The organism is Thalassospira indica (assembly GCF_003403095.1).
Classification (GTDB): domain Bacteria; phylum Pseudomonadota; class Alphaproteobacteria; order Rhodospirillales; family Thalassospiraceae; genus Thalassospira; species Thalassospira indica.
Genome location: NZ_CP031555.1, coordinates 4,327,338 through 4,345,429, shown reverse-complemented (window position 1 = coordinate 4,345,429; position 18,092 = coordinate 4,327,338). Strand labels below are relative to the sequence as shown.

The window sequence follows — 18,092 nt, the reverse complement described above, 5'->3', positions numbered from 1 at the left end:
TTTAACACCACGGCGCACAAGAAGTTCCGCAAAAATTATGAACCTTCTTTAATCCCGCTTGGCCCAGGCGCATAGTGCCGGTTTCGCGCAACTGATATGTGTAAAGCGGCTTTACTTGGCGCCGAAGCAGGCTTTGTTCGGGGAAAATCGCATAAGCAGCTTGACCTTGGGGGTGTTGATGCTTTCTATGGACCGAAATCAGACGCAATTTGCCAAAATACCCGCGATCCGGGGTTGGATTTTGCGTTTCGCCACCAGACTTCAGGTTCATTGATGATAATCGGCATTCAAGCCAAATGATGAACCGACCATACAAGGGGAGGAAACCTTGAAAATTTTGCGCACACTCGGCGTGATTGCCGCCGGTATGATGGCTTTGTCCGTGGCGAATGCCGCGCAGGCTGAAACCCGCGTCACCCTGAAATCGGCCAAGGCCGCGTCATCCTATTACCAGATGGCCGCCCAGTTTGCCGAGGCGATGAAAACGGGCACCGATGGCGATATCATCGTCACCGTCGAGGAAAGCCAGGGTTCGGTTCAGAACGTCATGGAAGCCATGGTGCGTTCGGGCAATTATGTCTTTACCTCCCCGCCCGGTCTCGTAAGCCTGGCGCAGAACGGCAAAGGCCCGTTCGACGGACGTCCGACCGAAAAGTTTGCCGAAGTCCGTGCCCTGTTCCCGATCCCGTCGCTGACCATGCATTTCGTGATGCGTGCTGATTCCGGTGCGACCAGCTTTGCCGATCTGGAAGGCAAGACCATCCTGCTTGGCAAGGGATCCTTTGGCGCGCGTGAAGGTGAAAAATACCTTCAGCTGTTTGGTCTTGAAGGCAAGGTCGATTTGGCTGATGCCGAACTGTCCAATGCGGTGGCAGCCCTTAAAAACGGTCAGATTGATGGCTTTGTGACCGCTGGTTCCTGGCCTGCCCCGAACGTGATCGAGGCCGCGGCAGGAACCGATGTGATTGTTCTGTCGCTGTCCGAAGACCAGCTTGCCGAGACCAAGCGTGACAAAACCGTCATTCCGGCCGGGACCTATAACGGTCAGGAAGAAGACATCACCACCGCATCGCTTTCGGTTGTTGCCTTTGCCACCACCCAGATGGATGCCGATACGGCTTATGCGCTGACCAAAACCTTCTGGGAGCAGAAGGCGAAAATGGGTGAAAGCTCTTCTTGGTGGAACGGTGTCAGCCCGGAAATGCTTGCCAACATCACGGGTAAAATGCATCCCGGTGCGCTGCGTTACTATGACGAAGTCGGGTTCTCCATCCGCGACGATCAGCGATAAGTGCTGATCAGATAACATGTTCAAGGCCCGGCAGTTTTGCCGGGCCGTTTCTTGTCAAACAAGCTATTTAGATTATGTCAGCCACCACTCGTCCCTTCTGGATCGCCCTTGGCGCCGTTTCAATTGCCTTTCACCTGTGGCTGATTTTTTCAGGATTGGTTCCCAATCTTGTAAGCCGCCCAATCCACATGGCGCTTGCCCTGCCTTGGGCCCTGATCTTTGTTGCCAAAACCCCTGCACAGAAAATTTCTGGCATCATCCTGACCCTGATAGGTCTGATCGGGTGTGGTTGGATCGTCGCCAATCATCAGACGCTTGGCGATCAATACGGTTTCCTGATGGGCAATGGCCAGATCGTGCTGGCAGCGGCGTTATTGCTGATTGTGCTTGAAATGGCACGTCGTGCGATCGGCTGGCCGTTGCCGACAGTGGCGGCAATTGCACTGCTTTATGCGCTGTTCGGCCAATATATACCGGGCGAGTTTGGCCATGCCGGGCTGCCAGTTGAAAGCATGCTGGGCACCTTGACCATCGCAGAGGGCGGCCTTTGGGGCAGCCTGACGGGCGTATCGGTCAATATCGTTGCGATCTTCGTTATTTTCGGGGCGGTTCTGAATGGCGGCGAGGCCGGTCAGGGCTTCATGAATGTCGCAGGTGCCGCCGCCGGTCGGCTTAAGGGCGGGGCGGCGAAGGTTTCCGTCGTGTCATCCGCGCTGTTTGGCTCGATCTCGGGGTCTGCATCGGCCAATGTGGCCTCGACCGGGGCAATCACCCTGCCTGCCATGACCAAGCTTGGTTACCCGAAACGTCTGGCCGCGGCGGTTGAGGCCGTGGCATCCAGTGGCGGGCAGATCATGCCACCGCTGATGGGGGCAGGGGCGTTTGTCATGGTGGAACTTACCGGCAAGCCCTATGTCGACATCATGGTCGCCGCCATCTTGCCAGCAGTGCTGTACTTCCTTGCCGTCTGGGTTGGCATCAATGCCTTTGCCATGCGCTATGACCTTCCCGGTGTACCAAAGGAAGATCGCCCGAACCTGCGCTCGGTCGTAATCACATCGGCCTTCTTCCTGGTGCCATTTACCATTTTGCTTTGGGGAATGTTCGGCGGCGGTTACACACCACAATATGCCGCCTGTCTGGCGCTTCTGGCGGGGGCGGCGTTGCTGCTGCTTGATGCGGATTTGACGGTTGATTTGCCGCGCAGCAAACAACGGTTTGCCGATGTCTGCCTTAATGCCGGGCGTCAGGTGGCGATGATCGGTTCGATTATCTTGTGCGCATCAATCGTAATCGGCGTTCTCGGTCTGACCGGACTTGGTGTGAAGATCACCTCGCTTCTGATCTCCGGATCGGGCGGAATGTTGTGGCCAGCCCTTTTGCTGACCGCACTCGCCTGTCTGATCCTTGGCATGGAAGTCCCGACCACGGCGGCTTATGTGATTTGTGTTTCGGTTGCCGGGCCCGCGTTGATAGAGCTCGGGCTTGAACCGCTTCAGGCGCATTTGTTTGTGTTCTGGTTTGCGCTTTTATCGACGATTACGCCGCCGGTTTGCGGGGCGGTGTTCATTGCCGCGGGCATGGTCGAGGAAAACTGGCTCAAGGTTGCCGGAACGGCGATGGCGCTTGGCATCGGGCTTTATATCGTGCCACTGGCGATGATCGCCAATAGCACGCTGATTGAACTTGGCAGCGATCCGGTTTGGGCGATCATCGCCGGGCTTAAGGTCGCGGTGGGTTTGACGGCCATTTCATATGGCCTGATCGCCCCCAGACCTGTCTGGCAACGGATCGGGATGGTTGCACTTGGTGGTGCTTTAATTTTTGCTGCGGGTGTTTAGAACCACGAAAAAAGCCGACAGTTTCCTGTCGGCCTTTTTCGTCATCGAGGGAAATGATTTAACCGGTTTTAAGCGGTCGCGCGTCCGCTGCGCGGGCCAGCAAAGAACCAGATAATCAGGCCAAGGACCGGCAGGACAACAACAAGTACTGTCCACAATACTTTTGCACCGGTGCTTGCACCGCTGCCCATGATATTCACGATTGCCCAGATATCGGCAATCAGGACGAGAAGTCCGATAATTCCACCATATTCAAGCATGTTCCAACCTCACATTTGTTGCTGCGGTATCTGTACCGCGCTTACAACTCAAACGATTGGTTTTCTTGTTTGTTCCCGCACTGAATTCAATCAGTGCATCAGGCGGGTTCGGAAGGGCAGTTTAAACCACCTGTCCGGCAGACCAGCCCGATGACCATGCCCACTGGAAATTGAAGCCGCCAAGATGGCCCGTGACATCAACCACTTCACCAATGAAATAAAGGCCGGGTACGTCACGCGCTTCCATGGTTTTCGATGACAGGGCATTGGTGTCGACCCCGCCAACCGTGACCTCGGCTGTGCGATACCCCTCAGTCCCGCTTGGTGTCAGGGCCCATTGATTGACATCCATCGCCAATTTGCGCAGTGCCTTGTCACCGGTTTCGCCAATCGGGCGATCAAGGCCATGGGTGGCGGCAATCATCTGGGCAAGGCGGTTTGGCAAGATGCGTGACAGAACCGTGTGCACCGCCTGTTTCGGGTTTTCGCCCTTGGCCGCTTTCAAAAGATCGAACGCGTCTTCTTCCGGGTTGAGATTTACCGTAATGCTGTCGCCTTCGTTCCAATAGGATGAAATCTGCAAGATCGACGGGCCGGAAAGACCACGATGGGTAAACAGCAAACCTTCGCGGAATTGCTTTTTGTTACATTGAACAATGGCATCAACGGATATGCCCGAAAGTTCACCGGTACGCGCACGCAAATCCGGATCGAAAACAAACGGCACAAGTGCAGCACGGGTCGGAATGACATTGATGCCGAACTGATGTGCGATCTGATAGCCAAAGCCGGTGGCACCGATTTTCGGGATCGACAGGCCGCCACATGCGACAACCAGCGACGAGCAGGTCCATTGCGCGCCGGTGCGCGTAGTGACATCAAAGCCGTCATCATCGCGTTTGATGATGTTTGAAATCTCGGTGTTGAGTTTGATCGTCACATCGGCAGCATCGCATTCATCAAGCAACATATCGATGATCTGAAAGGACGATTCATCGCAGAAAAGCTGGCCGAGTGTCTTTTCATGCCAGGCGATATTGTGCCGGTTCACCAGATCAATGAAATCTTGCTGCGTATAGCGTTTAAGCGCTGAAACACAGAACCGCTTGTTTTCCGAAATGAAGTTTTCCGGGCTGGTGTGGATATTGGTAAAGTTGCAGCGCCCACCGCCGGAAATGCGAATTTTTTCCGCCGGCTTGGTCGAATGATCAACCACCACGACGGTTCTTCCGCGTTTTCCTGCTTCAATCGCGCACATCAGGCCGGCCGCACCCGCCCCGATGACAAGAACATCAATCTTTTTCAAGCCCGTCAGATCCATTCATGTGAATTTCGGACCTGCTTATACGTGGAAAACGTGGCCTTGTCAGTGCCAGTGGCGCAAATACCTATTCTGCGGCAATGCCCCTGGAACTCGGGGGTTTTAGGTCGCCGCGTTTGCCGGCGGTTTTGGATTGTTCAATCTGTTGTTCGCTTGCAACCTGATTGCGGCCGTTTTCCTTGGCGAAGTAAAGTGCCCTGTCGGCCCGCTCGATCAGTTTGGCGGCCGGTTCGCCGGGCCGGAATTCAGCCACCCCGATTGACGCCGTCGCCTTGCTGATGATCGTCTTGCCGCTTTTGGTCACGACCTTGTGGCTTTCGATATATTGACGCAGCTTGTTGCCAAACAACACGGCATTGCCAAGCGACGTGCTTGGCAGGATGATTGCGAATTCCTCGCCGCCATAACGGGCGGCAGTATCCTGGCCTTTGATATTGCGTTTCAGCGATTCTGCCATCAACCGGATCACCTGATCCCCGACCTGATGACCATAGGTGTCGTTGAACTTTTTGAAGTGATCAATATCAAGAAGCAAAAGGCAAAGCGGTTGACCGTCTTCCATGGCATGCATCATGCCATCGCGCAGTTGCATATCGAATGCCTTGCGATTGGCAATGCCGGTCAGCCCGTCGGTCATGGCTTCGCGTTTCAGGTTTTCCATATCTTCGCGCAGACGGTTGATTTCCGAAGAACTGTTCGTCAACCGGCTTTCAAGGCTGCGGTTGACGCCCTCCATCTCGCGGGTTGCGCCCAGAAGGGTATGAAGTGCCTGTTCAAGATTGCTGAGGTTGCGGTTCTTGTCCCCGACATAGGAGCAGAAATGATCAAGCGCCTTTTTGTATTTCCGGGTGTCGACGCCGACCTTGTTCACAGTATCAAGGATGCTGCCCAATTGCGCGCGCAAGTCATTTGAAATGCGTTCGATGATTTCGTTTTCGCGCTTGTCGCTGAAGAAACGGGTATGGAGCTCTTCGCACTGTGCTTCATCAAATTCGCGATGGTTGCTGCGCAGAATGTCGATCGTGCGGCAAAGATCGAAGTTCGTATGCGCGACATAGGTAAAAAACAGCTGGAAATTGTCCGGATGCGAAACCACACCCAACTCTGCCATCAGTTTGTGGGCAGCGTTGCTGTGCTGTTGAGCTGTTCTGTGATTAAACCCGTACGCGCTCATCAATTGCCTGCAGTAGAATTATGTCGCCATAAGTTTCGGCAACATCCTATGCAAACGCATATGCGAAAGGTTTGATTTAAATCATCGAACCTCCCGTAATCCGGGCGATTTTTGATTTCACATGATAAAATAGGTCAATAGTGAAGGGGGACGCTTATGCGCTTTCTGCGCGATTGATCGGCTGGGTCAGAAGATCATTCTGGTTCATCACACAGTTTCGACCATTCGCCTTGGCAAGATAAAGCGCCTGGTCGGCACGATCTATCACACGGGTCAGGGGTTCACCCAGCTGATACGTCGCAACCCCGACGGATGCCGTGATCCGGCCCAGATCTTCGTTGCGATTGAAACTTCTGAGATGAAGAGACTCGATTGACGCGCGAATGTTTTCCGCGACCCGCATGGCGTCGGTAAGCGTCGTGGCCGGAAGAACGACGGCAAATTCTTCACCGCCATAGCGCGCGGTGGTGTCGCGTCCTTTGACATTCTGCTGCAGGGTCTTGGCCAACGTCCTGATGACTTGGTCGCCAGCTTGATGACCATGTTTGTCGTTGACCCGTTTGAAATGATCAATGTCGATCAAAAGGATGCTCAGGGGCTCACCCCGTTCCATCGTTGTCATTGCCGCGTCGCGGAGGCTTTCGTCAAAGGCCTTGCGATTGGCAATCCCCGTGAGCCCATCTGTGTGGGCTTCGCGTTTCATTTCCTCAAGATCAAGAAGCAGCTGGGTGACCTCGACCGGTGCCGGATCGGCATCGTTCACGTCTTTTGCGGCCTGTTGTGCGTTGGCCCGGTTTTCCATCCCCAAAAGATCGTGGGCAGCATCCCGCAGATCGGCAGTGCTGATGACGTCCTTGCCTTTTGCCAGTCGATCAATCAGATCGGAAACCTGCCTTTGCAGATCATGGGAAATGGCTTCACGCAGAAGCTCTGCCCGACTGGGTTCGATAAACCGCTGATAAAGCTCGTGGCATTTGACATCATCCAGCGCACGCTTGTTGCCGCGCAGAATATCAATCAGCGCAACAAGGTCATCGTTTGATTTTTCGACATAGGCAAAGAACACAGCATAATTGATCGGGTTTGCACTCAAACCCAATTCATTGATCAATTCCAGCGCTTCGCGCGACAGCGCGTATGACCGCTGCCGGTATTGTTCTTGCTGAGGCATTCCTGGGAACCTGAAGGAGTGATATCGTCGGATGTAAAGGCACTTCTTTAAGTTTGGGCTGCGCATTTCGCACACGCAGTATATCAGCTTTCCCACATGCGCGTACAGAGCGCAGCGGTTGTAGTTTTATTGGTTTGTTCACGTCTGCGCCCTAGTCTGCCTTCATCAGGAAACGGCTTCGATCCGGAAAAGAAAACGGGATAAAAAGATGCAGAAACTATCGGCTTTGATGGCTGCTGTCGTGGTGGCGTTGGGCTTTGTTTTGTCAGGTGTCGTTGCAAACGCCCAGACCAGCGGTTCAACAGACCAGACGACGGTCAATGGCCAGGTCACAGACAGCACGACCGATGTTCCCTCGATCGACTATCGTCCCCTGTCAGCCGAGGAACGGTCCAACATGCCGCCTCTGATGGAACGCTATGTGCTTGATGAGTTGAAAAACCTGCGTACCGAGATGCAGGGCATGCGCGCCGAATTGCTGCGCGAGGTCGTTAACCGGCAGCTTGAGGCCATCGACAAGGCGATTTCCTATTCATCGAACACCGTGACCTACTTCTTCTATTTCGTCGCGGCCGTCGGTGCGCTTCTGACCATGCTGGGATGGCAGTCTCTGCGCGAATTGAAATCAAGCGTGCGCAATCTGGCCAATACCGAACTGCAACGTTTGTCGCAGGAATTCGAAGGGCGGCTTACGTCGCTTGAAAACGAACTGCTGCTGAAATCCAAACTGATCAACGAACATCAGCACGAGATCGAACGTACCCAGACCATTCATGCCCTGTGGCTGCAGGCCAACCAGCTCAGCAATCCGCGGGCAAAGATCGAAACCTATGACAAGATCCTCGAACTTGCACCCGGTGATCCGGAAGTTATGGCCTATAAGGCGGACGCTGCCTTGCAACTCGGGGATCGTGACTGGGCACTAAGTCTTTGTAATCGGCTATTGGCCGAGGCCCCCGAAAACGCCAACGGTTACTATCAGCGTGCCTGTGCCAATGCCGGTCTTGGTTTCAAGGAAGCAGCCCTTGCTGACCTGCAACGTGCTGTTGAATTGTCCGATACCATGCGCCAGCCAGCCTGGGTCGAGGAAGAATTCGAACCGCTGCGTGACATGCCGGAATTCACCCAGATTCTCGGCAAAAAGGAAGACCTGCCGCCAGCCGAGTAACCCGGGAAATTCAAGTCACATACGAAAAAGCCCTGCAGGATTGCTGCAGGGCTTTTTGATATCCGGGTATTTGCAGTCGCTTAGCTGCTTGGCAGTTCGTTCCACAGCGGGTGGATCGGTGCGACGTCTTCTTCGATCTTGGTAAAGCGCGCATCGCAATCAAAGAAGTAGTTATCGGTCAGATCATCATTGACCTGCGACACTTCACCCACGATGACCGGACCTTTGCCCTGTTCGCCATAGAAGCGGTGGATAAGGGTACGCGGCAGCGTCACACTTTGACCCGGTTCCAGAACAACCTTGCCACCAGCGGGCAGGATGTTGAGTTTGCCATCAGTGCGGACACGAACTTCATTTTCGCGGTCCATCTGGCCATCTTCGGTCAGGTTGCAAAGCTCGATCACTAGATTGCCGCCACCACGCACGATGATGTCTTCCATTTTGACCTTGTGGTAATGCCACGGGCATTCCTGATTCTCACCAACGATCATGATCTTTTCGGCATAGGGCACTTCGCCCGGTTGGCGCAGAATGCCGTTGCGCAGGCAAAACAGGATCAGGCCGCGCTTTTCAAAATTGCCTTCGCCGTAATCGGTGACATCCCAGCCCATCTGATGGTTACGGCACCATTTAGCCAGATCAGGTTCGGTTTCCCATTGCGCCGGGCTGTAATGGGCCCATTCCGGCAGTTTGAATGCGATGGATGCATAAAGTTCCTTGGCATGCTCGATACAGGCATTGATTTCAGAACGCAGCATGGTTGACCTCTTGTGGCGTTTGGCACGATTGATTCGGCCGGGTTTTACCACGCCCGAATGGTGAATGCGATAGTTTTTGAATGCATTCAAATGATTTCGATTTCAGGGCTCCGCTGTTGGTCTTTGCGTGAAAAACCTGCCTCGTAATCGCCGTTTTTCAGCGCAATACAGTGAAAATCATACAGTGTGATATCATATTTGCGATATCGCCCGAAACCGGACAGGGGAACAGCATCATGTCGCAATCATCGGGATTTGCCAAAGTTGTCGCGGCAATTGTTGTCGCCGGCGGAATGGCCGCATCGGGCTGGCTGGTCGGGACTGGCATTGAAAACATGCGTGCCCTTGATCGCTATGTGACGGTCAAGGGATTGGCCGAACGTGATGTAAAGGCCGACAAGGCCGTCTGGCCGATTACCTATGTTGCGACCTATGATGTGCTGCAAAATGCACAGGCCAAGATTGATGCCGACACAAATACCTTGTTTGAATTTCTTGCCAGCCACGGCATTGGTCGCGAAGCGACAGAGCTGCAAAACCTTCAGGTAACCGATCAACTTGCCCAGTCCTATCGGTCCGGGCCGATTGAAAGCCGCTATATCGTCAATCAGACCATTCAGGTCCGCACCGACGATGTTGATGCGGTGGTTGCCGCATCCCAGGATATCGGCAAACTGTTGCAGGGTGGTGTTGTTCTGGGCGGGCAGGGCTATAACCCGGGGCCGAGTTATCTGTTCACCGGTCTTAATGACATCAAACCGGAAATGATCGCAGCTGCCACCGCCAATGCCCGCGAAGCAGCCCAGCAATTTGCCGCGGATTCCGGTGGGGAGCTTGGCGGTATACGCCGCGCGACACAGGGCCTGTTTCAGATACTGGCCGCCGATGGCGCCCCCAACATGATGGAAGCCAACCAGATCAACAAGACCGTACGCGTGGTCACCACCATGGAGTATCTCATCCGCGATTAGGGGCTGAACTGAGTTGACAGCCTCGTCAAAGCTGGTTTTATGCGCGCCATGGCGCAACTGATCCTGTTTAACAAACCATATGGCGTTTTGACCCAGTTCACCGACCGTGAAAACGGTCGGGCGACCTTGGCCGACTATATCGATCTGCCCGGCGTTTATGCCGCCGGCAGGCTTGATCGCGATAGCGAGGGTTTGTTGCTTCTGACCGATAACGGGCCGCTCAATGCCCAGATCGCCCATCCGAAATTCAAGAAACCCAAAACCTATCTGGTGCAGGTCGATGGCGAACCCACTGACGCCGCACTTGATGCCCTGCGCAGCGGGGTAGAGCTTAAAGACGGCATGACCTTGCCCGCCAAGGTCCGGCGGATTGATGAACCGGCCGGGCTTTGGGAACGTGATCCGCCGGTGCGCTATCGCAAGGAGATCCCGACAAGCTGGATCGAACTGACCATTACCGAGGGCAAAAATCGCCAGGTACGTCGCATGACCGCCGCCGTCGGGTTTCCGACCTTGCGCCTGATCCGGCATGCCATCGGCGACTGGACGCTCGATGGTTTGGCGCCCGGCGAATGGAAGGTGATTGAGGTCGATGCACCGCCTGCCACCCATCGAAGGCTATCCCCCGGATCGGCCAAGCCGCCGCGCCGCAATCAGGTGCCCGATGTTACCAATGCGCCCAATGCCGACGACAAAGCCAATATCGCGCGTGAAGGCGTAAAGGCGGGCAAAGGTCCACGCAAAGGCGGGTATAAACCTGCACGCCACCGTTCGCGCCCGAAGAAAGGATAGCCGCCATGCTGAGTTACCTGCACGGCTTTCATGCCGGGAATTTTGCCGACATGCACAAGCATGCCGCCCTTTGGCTAATCCTTGAACATTTGCGCAAAAAGAAGAAACCTTTCTGCGTGATCGATACCCATGCCGGATCGGGCTGGTATGACCTTGGCAGTGAACAGGCGGCCAAAACCGGCGAGTGGAAAGACGGTTATGCGCGCGCCAAGGACGGTGCCAATGCACCCGAAATGCTGCAGCAATTCTTAAACTATGTCGCCGCGTTTGATCCGGTTGCGAAGGGCCGTGATTATGGGGTGCGCGAAGGCGATGATTACCAAGGGCCGTTTTACCCGGGATCACCATTTATTATTCGCGATATGTTGCGCGACGAAGATGAATTGGTCCTGATGGAACTTCATCCGCGTGAACATGAAATGCTTCATCACCGGGTCAAGCGTGATGCGCGCATTCATCTGCACAAGCGCGATGGCTATGAGGGTGTTGTTGCCATGATGCCGCCCGCCATCCGCCGCGGACTGGTTCTGATGGATCCAAGCTATGATGTGAAACAGGATTATCAAAAGGCCGCCAAGGCAATCCGCGAAGCCTGGGAAAAATGGCCAACGGCGACTTTCATACTGTGGTACCCGATCTTGTTGGACGGCTTTGATGACGACCTTCGCAAATCGTTTTCCGCGATCAAGGCATCGGGTGGCGTTCTATGTGCCGAACTTGCTACTGATCAGGGTGGGGCCAAGGGCCGCATGCGTGGTACGGGCCTTCTGGTCATCAATCCACCGTGGCAGTTTGATCAGCAACTTGGCGATATCGGAAACTGGCTTGCGAAAACCTGCAAACTGCCTGGGCCCGCAAACCATCAGATGCGCTGGCTGGTGCCCGCCGCATAAACCTGCGTCAAAGAAAAGAGGCCCCGAAGGCGTGTTGCCAGCGGGGCCTCGATGCGTTGGGACGCATTGGTAACAGGTATCAGATGCCAAAGAATGGCTGCAGCAATTTCGGCAGCAGACGGTTGAACTTCATCGGCGCATCGGTTGCGATCAAGCAGATGCATTCCTCGGCGGTATCGGCAATCGGTTGATGATCGACATCGTCATCAAGGTCTGCGACGTCACCAGCCCGGAACCGGCCGATCTCGTCGATATAGGATCCTTTGATCAACAGGGTCATTTCATGACCATGGTGCCCGTGATCGGGGATCGAAACGCCCGGCGCGATCTTCATCAGGCGCACGGTGCCCTTGCTTTCGATGGATTTCAGCTGGAAATGCTTCACACCCGGTGCAAGCGATTTCCACGGAATATCATCAAGCGACGTCACATCGTCGGGCAGCAAATCGGCAAGCGGCCTTGGCAGGGCGCTCATGGCACTGCCGGTAATGCTTTCGCCGACCGCAACGCGACGCAATGATGGCAATTCTTGCGCAACGATGTTTTCGTTCGCTGTTTCACGTTCAAGCATCGCCATGACGTGATCAAGCGAATGATCCGCCATCGACATGCTGTTCGTGGTTTCAAGCGCGGCACCGCCCATGGTTTCGTAACCACTGACCTTGTCACGGCAATGCGGGCACACGGTCATGTGGGTCGCCACCAGAAGCTCCATCGCTTGCGACAGCGAACCACTGGCATATTCCATCAATGTCTGATCGGTTGGATGATGCTTAATGTTCATGCGACACCTTCCAGTCCGCCACGCAACTTGCCAAGCGCAAGCCGCAAACGGGACTTCACAGTTCCCAGCGGGATATCAAGACGCTCGGCAATTTCACTGTGTGAGCAATCTTCGAAAAACGACAATTCAACAACTACCTTTTGGTCCGCGGGTAATTCTTCCATTGCGGCTTTGACAAGGACGGCCTCCTGGTCACGATTGACTACGTCATCTGCCAGCGGATCTTCGTCGACAATCAAAGTCGGGTCGGAATCATCTACCTCGATATGTTTGCGTTGCCGGAACCGGTCAATCCGAAGGTTCCTGGCGATGGTAAAAATCCACGTACTGGCGGCTGCCTTGGCAGGATCAAACAGGTGCGCTTTGCGCCAGACCTGCATCATTGCTTCCTGCGCCATTTCCTCGGCGGTCTCGGGATTACCGCCAAACCGGAACATGTAAGCTTTCACGCGCGGGGCGAAATGCGCAAACAATCGCGCAAATGCTTCCCGATCGCGTGTCGCTGCGACGGAAACAATCCAATCGGCACATCTTTTCGCTTCGACCGGATCGGCTGGCCCGGTGCGTCGTGGTGTGGTGCCGCTCATTTTTGTTTCAGGTCCCTGTTGGGGCCGCGCCAGAATTGTGTTCATCATACAATTCCTACGTCGGCCACGTTCATTCGGATCAAATAAAAATGTATGTTTCCTACCAGACACTTACAATCAGTTCAGGCAAACAAATCCAAAATAATCCGAGTGATCCGCGAATTTCAGATCCGCGTACTCATATAAATAATGTCACACAGTAACAGTAAGCGGGCCGCGCCGATATGAACATTGTCACCCCGGGAAAACTCAATATCGCCGTTGTCGGGTCTGGGATATCTGGCTTGTCTGCTGCCTGGCTGCTGAGCCAGTCACACAACGTGACCCTGTATGAAAAGGATGATCGTGCAGGCGGTCATTCCAACACGGTCGATGCCGGGCAAACGCCGGTAGATACCGGTTTCATTGTCTATAACACCCGCTGCTATCCCAATCTGTGTGCCCTGTTTGATCATCTGGGCGTTGAAACAACCCCGACAGACATGTCCTTTGCTGCCTCGATGGATGAGGGCGGCCTGGAATATGGCGGTGGCGATCTTTCCGCCCTGTTTGCCCAGAAACGCAACCTGTTCCGCCCACGCTTCTGGAAAATGGTGCGCGATATTTTACGGTTCTATCGCGAAGCCCCTGCTGCCCTTGAAGACGGCACGGCTGAGCATATCAGCCTTGGCGATTACCTGCGCGACAATGGCTATTCCAAAGCCTTTATCAATGACCATCTGCTGCCGATGGGGGCAGCCATCTGGTCTACGCCGGTTGATACCATGATGGCCTATCCACTGGCGGCGTTCGTGCGGTTCTGTCAGAACCACGGCCTGTTGCAGATCAAGGACCGTCCGCAATGGCGCACCGTGGTTGGCGGATCACGTGAATATGTGAAACGCATGACGGCACAGATTTCCGGCGGTGTGGTTCTTGATCGCGCCATTGCCAAGGTCGGCAAGACCGCATCTGGTGGCGCGTTTGTCGAGGACCGCTATGGCAAGCGCGAAGAATATGATCATGTCGTTCTGGCCTGCCATGGTGATCAGGCACTGGCATTGCAGGAAACACCCGACCCGCGCACTGCCGAACTGCTTTCGGCGTTCAAATACGAGCGCAATCTGGCGATCCTGCACAATGACGCCAGCCTGATGCCAAAGACCGAGAAGGTCTGGTCAAGCTGGAACTATCTGGCTGAAGATCACGACGGCGAACAGAAAGTCTGTGTCACCTATTGGATGAACCGCCTGCAGCATCTTGATCCGGGGCAGCCGCTTTTCGTGACCCTTAACCCGCCACGCCATCCGGCTGAAGGCAGTGTGATCAGATCCTTCCTGTATGATCATCCGCTGTTTGATGCGGGCGCAATGGCCGCACAAAAGGAACTCTGGTCGATCCAGGGGGTGGATAACCTTTGGTACTGCGGCAGTTACTTTGGCTATGGCTTCCATGAAGATGGCATTCAATCGGGTCTTGCGGTTGCCGAGGCCCTTGGCAATGTGCGACGCCCATGGAATGTCGAAAATGAAAGCGGCCGTATCCATGTTGGCGAAACAGCTCGTTCGCAATCAAGCGAGGCTGCATGACACGTCCTGTTGCGACAAAACCGGCATCGGCCCTGTTTGAAGGGGTCGTCACGCATCATCGTTTGCGTCCGAAAAAGCACAAGCTGCGCTATCGGGTGTTTTCCTTTTTGCTTGATCTCGACGAGATTGATGGCCTTGCTGCCAAGCTGAAATTGTTCAGTCGCAATCGCTTTAACCTGTTTTCATTCCATGACCGCGATCACGCCGATGGGGGTGCCACCGATTTGCGTACCCGGTTGGAGGCAATTCTGAGTGAGCATGGGCTTGGTGATTGCGCGGACAAGATCCGGCTGTTGTGCTATCCGCGCTTGCTGGGTTTTGTGTTCAATCCGCTCTCGGTTTATTTCTGCCATCGTGCTGACGGGTCGGTGGGCGCTGTTCTGTATGAGGTCTCCAACACCTTCGGGGATCGTCACAGTTACCTGATCCCGGTCAGCGAAGGCGCACTTGATGACAAGAACGTGCTGCGCCAGTCCTGTGCGAAGGGTTTTTACGTCTCACCCTTTATCGACATGGTCGCGGACTATCATTTCCGCATTCGCATGCCCGATGAAAATGTCGCGGTTGCCATTCGCGAAACCGACGCAAAGGGTCTGTTTTTGAATGCTGCCTTTGTCGGTGATCGAACCGAACTTTCCGACCGTAAACTTTTAGGAGCGTTCATTCGATACCCGCTGATGACCCTAAAGGTCGTGGCAGGTATCCACTGGGAGGCGCTCCATCTTTGGCGCAAGGGTATGACATTCCATAAACGACCAGCACCGCCAGAGCAGCCTGTAACCTATGTGCTGGAAGCCGGGACAGCAGCGGCCCAATCAGGGAAGAGATAAAAACAATGCCAAACCGCAATCGTAATGCATCCGTTTCCGCCTTTTCACTGCGTGACCGCATTCTGCCGATGCTGGGCAGCATGACCGGCAGCCGCAGCCTTCTAAAAGCGATGCTCAAGCGCGTTCTGGCGCATCTACATTACGGTCGTTTGACAATTGTTTTGCCCGATAACGACACCCTGCATTTTTCCGGCGAACATGAAACCAATCTGCGCGCGGCCATCCATATCCATGACTGGCAGGCAATCCGAAAACTGGCCACGGGTGGGGATGTTGCCTTTGCCGAGGCCTATATGGACGGCAGTTGGAGCAGCCCGGATCTGACCCATCTGATGCACTTTGCCATGCACAATGAAACGATCGTGCGGGCCCGTCTGGCTGCAGGATTTCTGGCGCGTACGGTGGCGCGGATCGGACATCTGCGCAACGCCAATACGCTTGAAGGATCAAAGCGTAACATTGCCTATCACTATGACCTCGGCAATGATTTCTATCGCGCATGGCTTGATCCCAGCATGACCTATTCATCGGGCCTGTATACCGCGCCCGACATGACTCTGGATGCGGCGCAATCTGCAAAATACGAACGTATTTGCGAACTTGCCGACCTGAAATCAGGTGAAGATGTGCTGGAAGTCGGATGCGGCTGGGGCGGCTTTGCCGAACTTGCAGCCGGCAAGTATCGTTGCAATGTCACCGGTCTGACCCTGTCGAATGAACAGCATGCTTTTGCACGTGAACGCCTTTTGATGCAGGGACTTAGCGACCGCACAGAAATCGTTCTGCGCGATTACCGTCATGAAGAAGGCCAGTATGACAAGATCGTCTCGATCGAAATGTTCGAGGCGGTCGGTGAAGAACACTGGCCAACCTATTTCGAGATGATCCGCAAACGCTTGAAACCGGGCGGCAAGGCAGTGTTACAAATCATCACGATTGATGATGACCGGTTTGAAACCTATCGCCGCGGGGCGGATTTCATTCAACGCTACATCTTCCCGGGCGGCATGTTGCCATCGCCAACCGCGCTGTCGGCGGCGGTTAATACCGCCGGGCTTGAACTGCGTCATTCGGAATTCTTCGGCAAATCCTATGCCCGCACACTGGCCGAATGGCAGCGCAGCTTCCAGCATGCCTGGGATGGCATTGCCAAGCAGGGATTTGATCTGCGTTTCAAACGCATGTGGGAATACTACCTTGCCTACTGCGAAACCGGATTTGATCAGGGCTCAATCGATGTCGGGCTGTTCGTGATCGAACATCGCGAAAATGCGACAGGCTGAATACCCCACCCGTATTTCGGTTCTCTACGCGCTTCCGGCGATGGCAGCAGCCGTGCCGACAATCCCGGCCTATGTGTTGTTGCCAAGCTATTATGGCGATGACCTTGGCCTTGGATTGGCGATCACGGGTGTTGTTTTGTTGCTGGTCCGCATGATCGATATGCTGACGGACCCCGTTGTTGGTTGGCTTTCCGACAAGACCGGCAATCGCAAAATCTGGACCGGTGCCGGGGCGGTGATCGCCGGTATCGGGCTTTGGTATTTGTTCAGCCCGCCATCCCAACCGAGCGCGATATATCTCCTCATCTGGGCAAGTGTGCTGTTTCTGGGCTGGACGATGTTTCAGGTGCCCTATCTTGCCTGGGGGGCGGACCTTTCGGGCGACTATAAAAAACGCACAACGCTTACCGCCCTTCGTGAAGGGGCGGGCTTGATCGGGATTGTATTGGCCGGGGCCATTCCGGTATTGATCAATGCGCCGGATCGCGCCGCCGAGATTCAAACCCTTGCCACCGTGACGCTGACGCTCGGCGCTGTATTTGTTGCCCTTCTGGTCTGGAAGGTACCCGATCCGGTTGCGCAACATAAACGCACAAGCCGAGCCAGTTTTGGCAGAGGAAACCTTTGGGCAACTTTGCGCTTGGGCGCCCGAAGCCTGCGTGACAATGGTCTTTTCATGCGTCTGCTTGCGGCGTGGATGATCAATGGTCTTGCGGCCGGATTGCCGGCCGTGTGTTTTCCATTGTTTGTGCGCTATTACCTCGAACTTGATCAGGACAGCGAAAATATCCTGATCCTGCTTTATTTTGCTGCGGCGATCATTGCCATTCCGCTTTGGGTTGTGATGGCCGGCCGCATTGGCAAGCACCGCGTCTGGTGTTTTGCCATGGTGATGGCGATTGTCGCCTTTGCCTTTGTGCCGATCCTTGATGCCGGGGATTTCGCTGCCTTTGCGGTCATATGCCTTGTTACCGGGGCGGCACTGGGCGCGGATCTGGCTTTGCCACCCGCCATTCAGGCCGATGTCGATGACTGGGATCGTTACCGGTTTGGGGTACGGCGCACAGGCCTTTTATTTGCCCTTTGGAACATGACCAACAAGCTTGCCATGGCGCTTGCCGCCGGGATTGCCTTTCCGATATTGGGGGCATTTGGTCTGACCGACGGCGGAGACGAAAAAACTGGCGCATTGGTTGTGCTGGTTTTGATCTATGCGGTGATCCCCATCGTATTGAAGGCAGGAGCAATCGGGATGATGTGGCGTTTTCCGTTGGACAGCACGCATCAGGTTGCCATTCGTCGGCGCCTTTCACGCCGCAATGATTGATCTTGGGATTGTCAGGACAGGAGAAAATCGATGCTGCGGAACTTCATGGCGCTGTGTGTTTTGGTACTATTAG

18 protein-coding genes are annotated in these 18,092 nt (G+C 54.7%); 10 read left to right on the top strand and 8 right to left on the bottom strand.

What is annotated here, in order from left to right; genetic code table 11:
- Position 1: 1 nt before the first annotated feature.
- Positions 2-271, bottom strand: coding sequence for a hypothetical protein (locus DY252_RS20310; protein ID WP_129542777.1), 270 nt, complete (start codon positions 269-271; stop codon positions 2-4).
- 57 nt (positions 272-328) lie between these two features.
- On the opposite strand from DY252_RS20310, the gene DY252_RS20305 reads away from it, so the two are divergent.
- Positions 329-1,291 (top strand): TAXI family TRAP transporter solute-binding subunit, encoded by a 963-nt coding sequence (locus tag DY252_RS20305; protein WP_082923454.1) that lies wholly within the window; start codon positions 329-331, stop codon positions 1,289-1,291.
- A gap of 74 nt (positions 1,292-1,365) precedes the next feature.
- A complete protein-coding gene (locus DY252_RS20300; protein WP_064788682.1) occupies positions 1,366-3,132 on the top strand; it encodes a TRAP transporter permease in 1,767 nt (588 codons plus the stop codon).
- Between the two features lie 68 nt (positions 3,133-3,200).
- On the opposite strand, the gene DY252_RS20295 is transcribed toward DY252_RS20300, so the two are convergent.
- The 4 genes from DY252_RS20295 to DY252_RS20280 form a co-directional block, all read right to left on the bottom strand.
- Positions 3,201-3,392, bottom strand: a complete 192-nt coding sequence (locus tag DY252_RS20295) for a PLDc N-terminal domain-containing protein (RefSeq protein WP_008889714.1) — start codon at positions 3,390-3,392, stop codon at positions 3,201-3,203.
- A 121-nt stretch (positions 3,393-3,513) separates the two neighbouring features.
- Positions 3,514-4,698: a BaiN/RdsA family NAD(P)/FAD-dependent oxidoreductase gene (locus tag DY252_RS20290; protein WP_064788851.1), complete on the bottom strand. Its 1,185-nt coding sequence runs from the start codon at positions 4,696-4,698 to the stop codon at positions 3,514-3,516.
- 82 nt (positions 4,699-4,780) lie between these two features.
- Positions 4,781-5,887 carry a GGDEF domain-containing protein gene (locus DY252_RS20285; RefSeq protein WP_231959700.1) on the bottom strand — a complete coding sequence of 369 codons (1,107 nt, stop codon included), beginning with the start codon at positions 5,885-5,887 and terminating at the stop codon, positions 4,781-4,783.
- A 154-nt stretch (positions 5,888-6,041) separates the two neighbouring features.
- Positions 6,042-7,058 (bottom strand): GGDEF domain-containing protein, encoded by a 1,017-nt coding sequence (locus DY252_RS20280; protein ID WP_064788684.1) that lies wholly within the window; start codon positions 7,056-7,058, stop codon positions 6,042-6,044.
- Positions 7,059-7,266: 208 nt separating this feature from the next.
- Between DY252_RS20280 and DY252_RS20275 the strand changes: the two genes are divergently transcribed.
- The gene (locus DY252_RS20275; protein ID WP_064788685.1) at positions 7,267-8,226 is read left to right on the top strand and encodes a TPR end-of-group domain-containing protein; all 960 of its coding nucleotides are present in this window, start codon (positions 7,267-7,269) and stop codon (positions 8,224-8,226) included.
- Between the two features lie 80 nt (positions 8,227-8,306).
- Here DY252_RS20275 and DY252_RS20270 read toward each other — a convergent pair whose 3' ends face one another.
- On the bottom strand, positions 8,307-8,984 hold the full coding sequence (locus DY252_RS20270) for a D-lyxose/D-mannose family sugar isomerase (RefSeq protein WP_064788852.1): 678 nt from the start codon (positions 8,982-8,984) through the stop codon (positions 8,307-8,309).
- Between the two features lie 236 nt (positions 8,985-9,220).
- Between DY252_RS20270 and DY252_RS20265 the strand changes: the two genes are divergently transcribed.
- Genes DY252_RS20265 through DY252_RS20255 form a run of 3 tightly spaced genes read left to right on the top strand, consistent with a single transcriptional unit; the run spans position 9,221 to position 11,640 of the window.
- Positions 9,221-9,955 (top strand): SIMPL domain-containing protein, encoded by a 735-nt coding sequence (locus tag DY252_RS20265; RefSeq protein ID WP_064788686.1) that lies wholly within the window; start codon positions 9,221-9,223, stop codon positions 9,953-9,955.
- 48 nt (positions 9,956-10,003) lie between these two features.
- Positions 10,004-10,747: an rRNA large subunit pseudouridine synthase E gene (locus DY252_RS20260; protein ID WP_082923474.1), complete on the top strand. Its 744-nt coding sequence runs from the start codon at positions 10,004-10,006 to the stop codon at positions 10,745-10,747.
- 5 nt (positions 10,748-10,752) lie between these two features.
- Entirely contained in the window at positions 10,753-11,640 is an 888-nt protein-coding gene (locus DY252_RS20255; RefSeq protein WP_064788688.1) for a 23S rRNA (adenine(2030)-N(6))-methyltransferase RlmJ, read from the top strand.
- Between the two features lie 79 nt (positions 11,641-11,719).
- On the opposite strand, the gene DY252_RS20250 is transcribed toward DY252_RS20255, so the two are convergent.
- Positions 11,720-12,424 (bottom strand): ChrR family anti-sigma-E factor, encoded by a 705-nt coding sequence (locus tag DY252_RS20250; protein WP_064781240.1) that lies wholly within the window; start codon positions 12,422-12,424, stop codon positions 11,720-11,722.
- Positions 12,421-13,011 carry a sigma-70 family RNA polymerase sigma factor gene (locus DY252_RS20245; protein WP_063089255.1) on the bottom strand — a complete coding sequence of 197 codons (591 nt, stop codon included), beginning with the start codon at positions 13,009-13,011 and terminating at the stop codon, positions 12,421-12,423. Before DY252_RS20245 ends, DY252_RS20250 begins: the two co-directional genes overlap by 4 nt.
- Before the next feature lie 224 nt (positions 13,012-13,235).
- Here DY252_RS20245 and DY252_RS20240 point away from each other — a divergent pair, with 224 nt between their 5' ends.
- The 4 genes from DY252_RS20240 to DY252_RS20225 are packed head-to-tail and all read left to right on the top strand — an operon-like array spanning position 13,236 to position 18,019.
- Positions 13,236-14,579, top strand: coding sequence for an NAD(P)/FAD-dependent oxidoreductase (locus DY252_RS20240; RefSeq protein WP_064788689.1), 1,344 nt, complete (start codon positions 13,236-13,238; stop codon positions 14,577-14,579).
- Positions 14,576-15,409, top strand: a complete 834-nt coding sequence (locus DY252_RS20235; protein ID WP_063089253.1) for a DUF1365 domain-containing protein — start codon at positions 14,576-14,578, stop codon at positions 15,407-15,409. Before DY252_RS20240 ends, DY252_RS20235 begins: the two co-directional genes overlap by 4 nt.
- A gap of 5 nt (positions 15,410-15,414) precedes the next feature.
- Positions 15,415-16,692, top strand: coding sequence for an SAM-dependent methyltransferase (locus tag DY252_RS20230; protein ID WP_064788690.1), 1,278 nt, complete (start codon positions 15,415-15,417; stop codon positions 16,690-16,692).
- Positions 16,679-18,019 carry an MFS transporter gene (locus DY252_RS20225; protein WP_064788691.1) on the top strand — a complete coding sequence of 447 codons (1,341 nt, stop codon included), beginning with the start codon at positions 16,679-16,681 and terminating at the stop codon, positions 18,017-18,019. Before DY252_RS20230 ends, DY252_RS20225 begins: the two co-directional genes overlap by 14 nt.
- Positions 18,020-18,092: the final 73 nt, after the last annotated feature.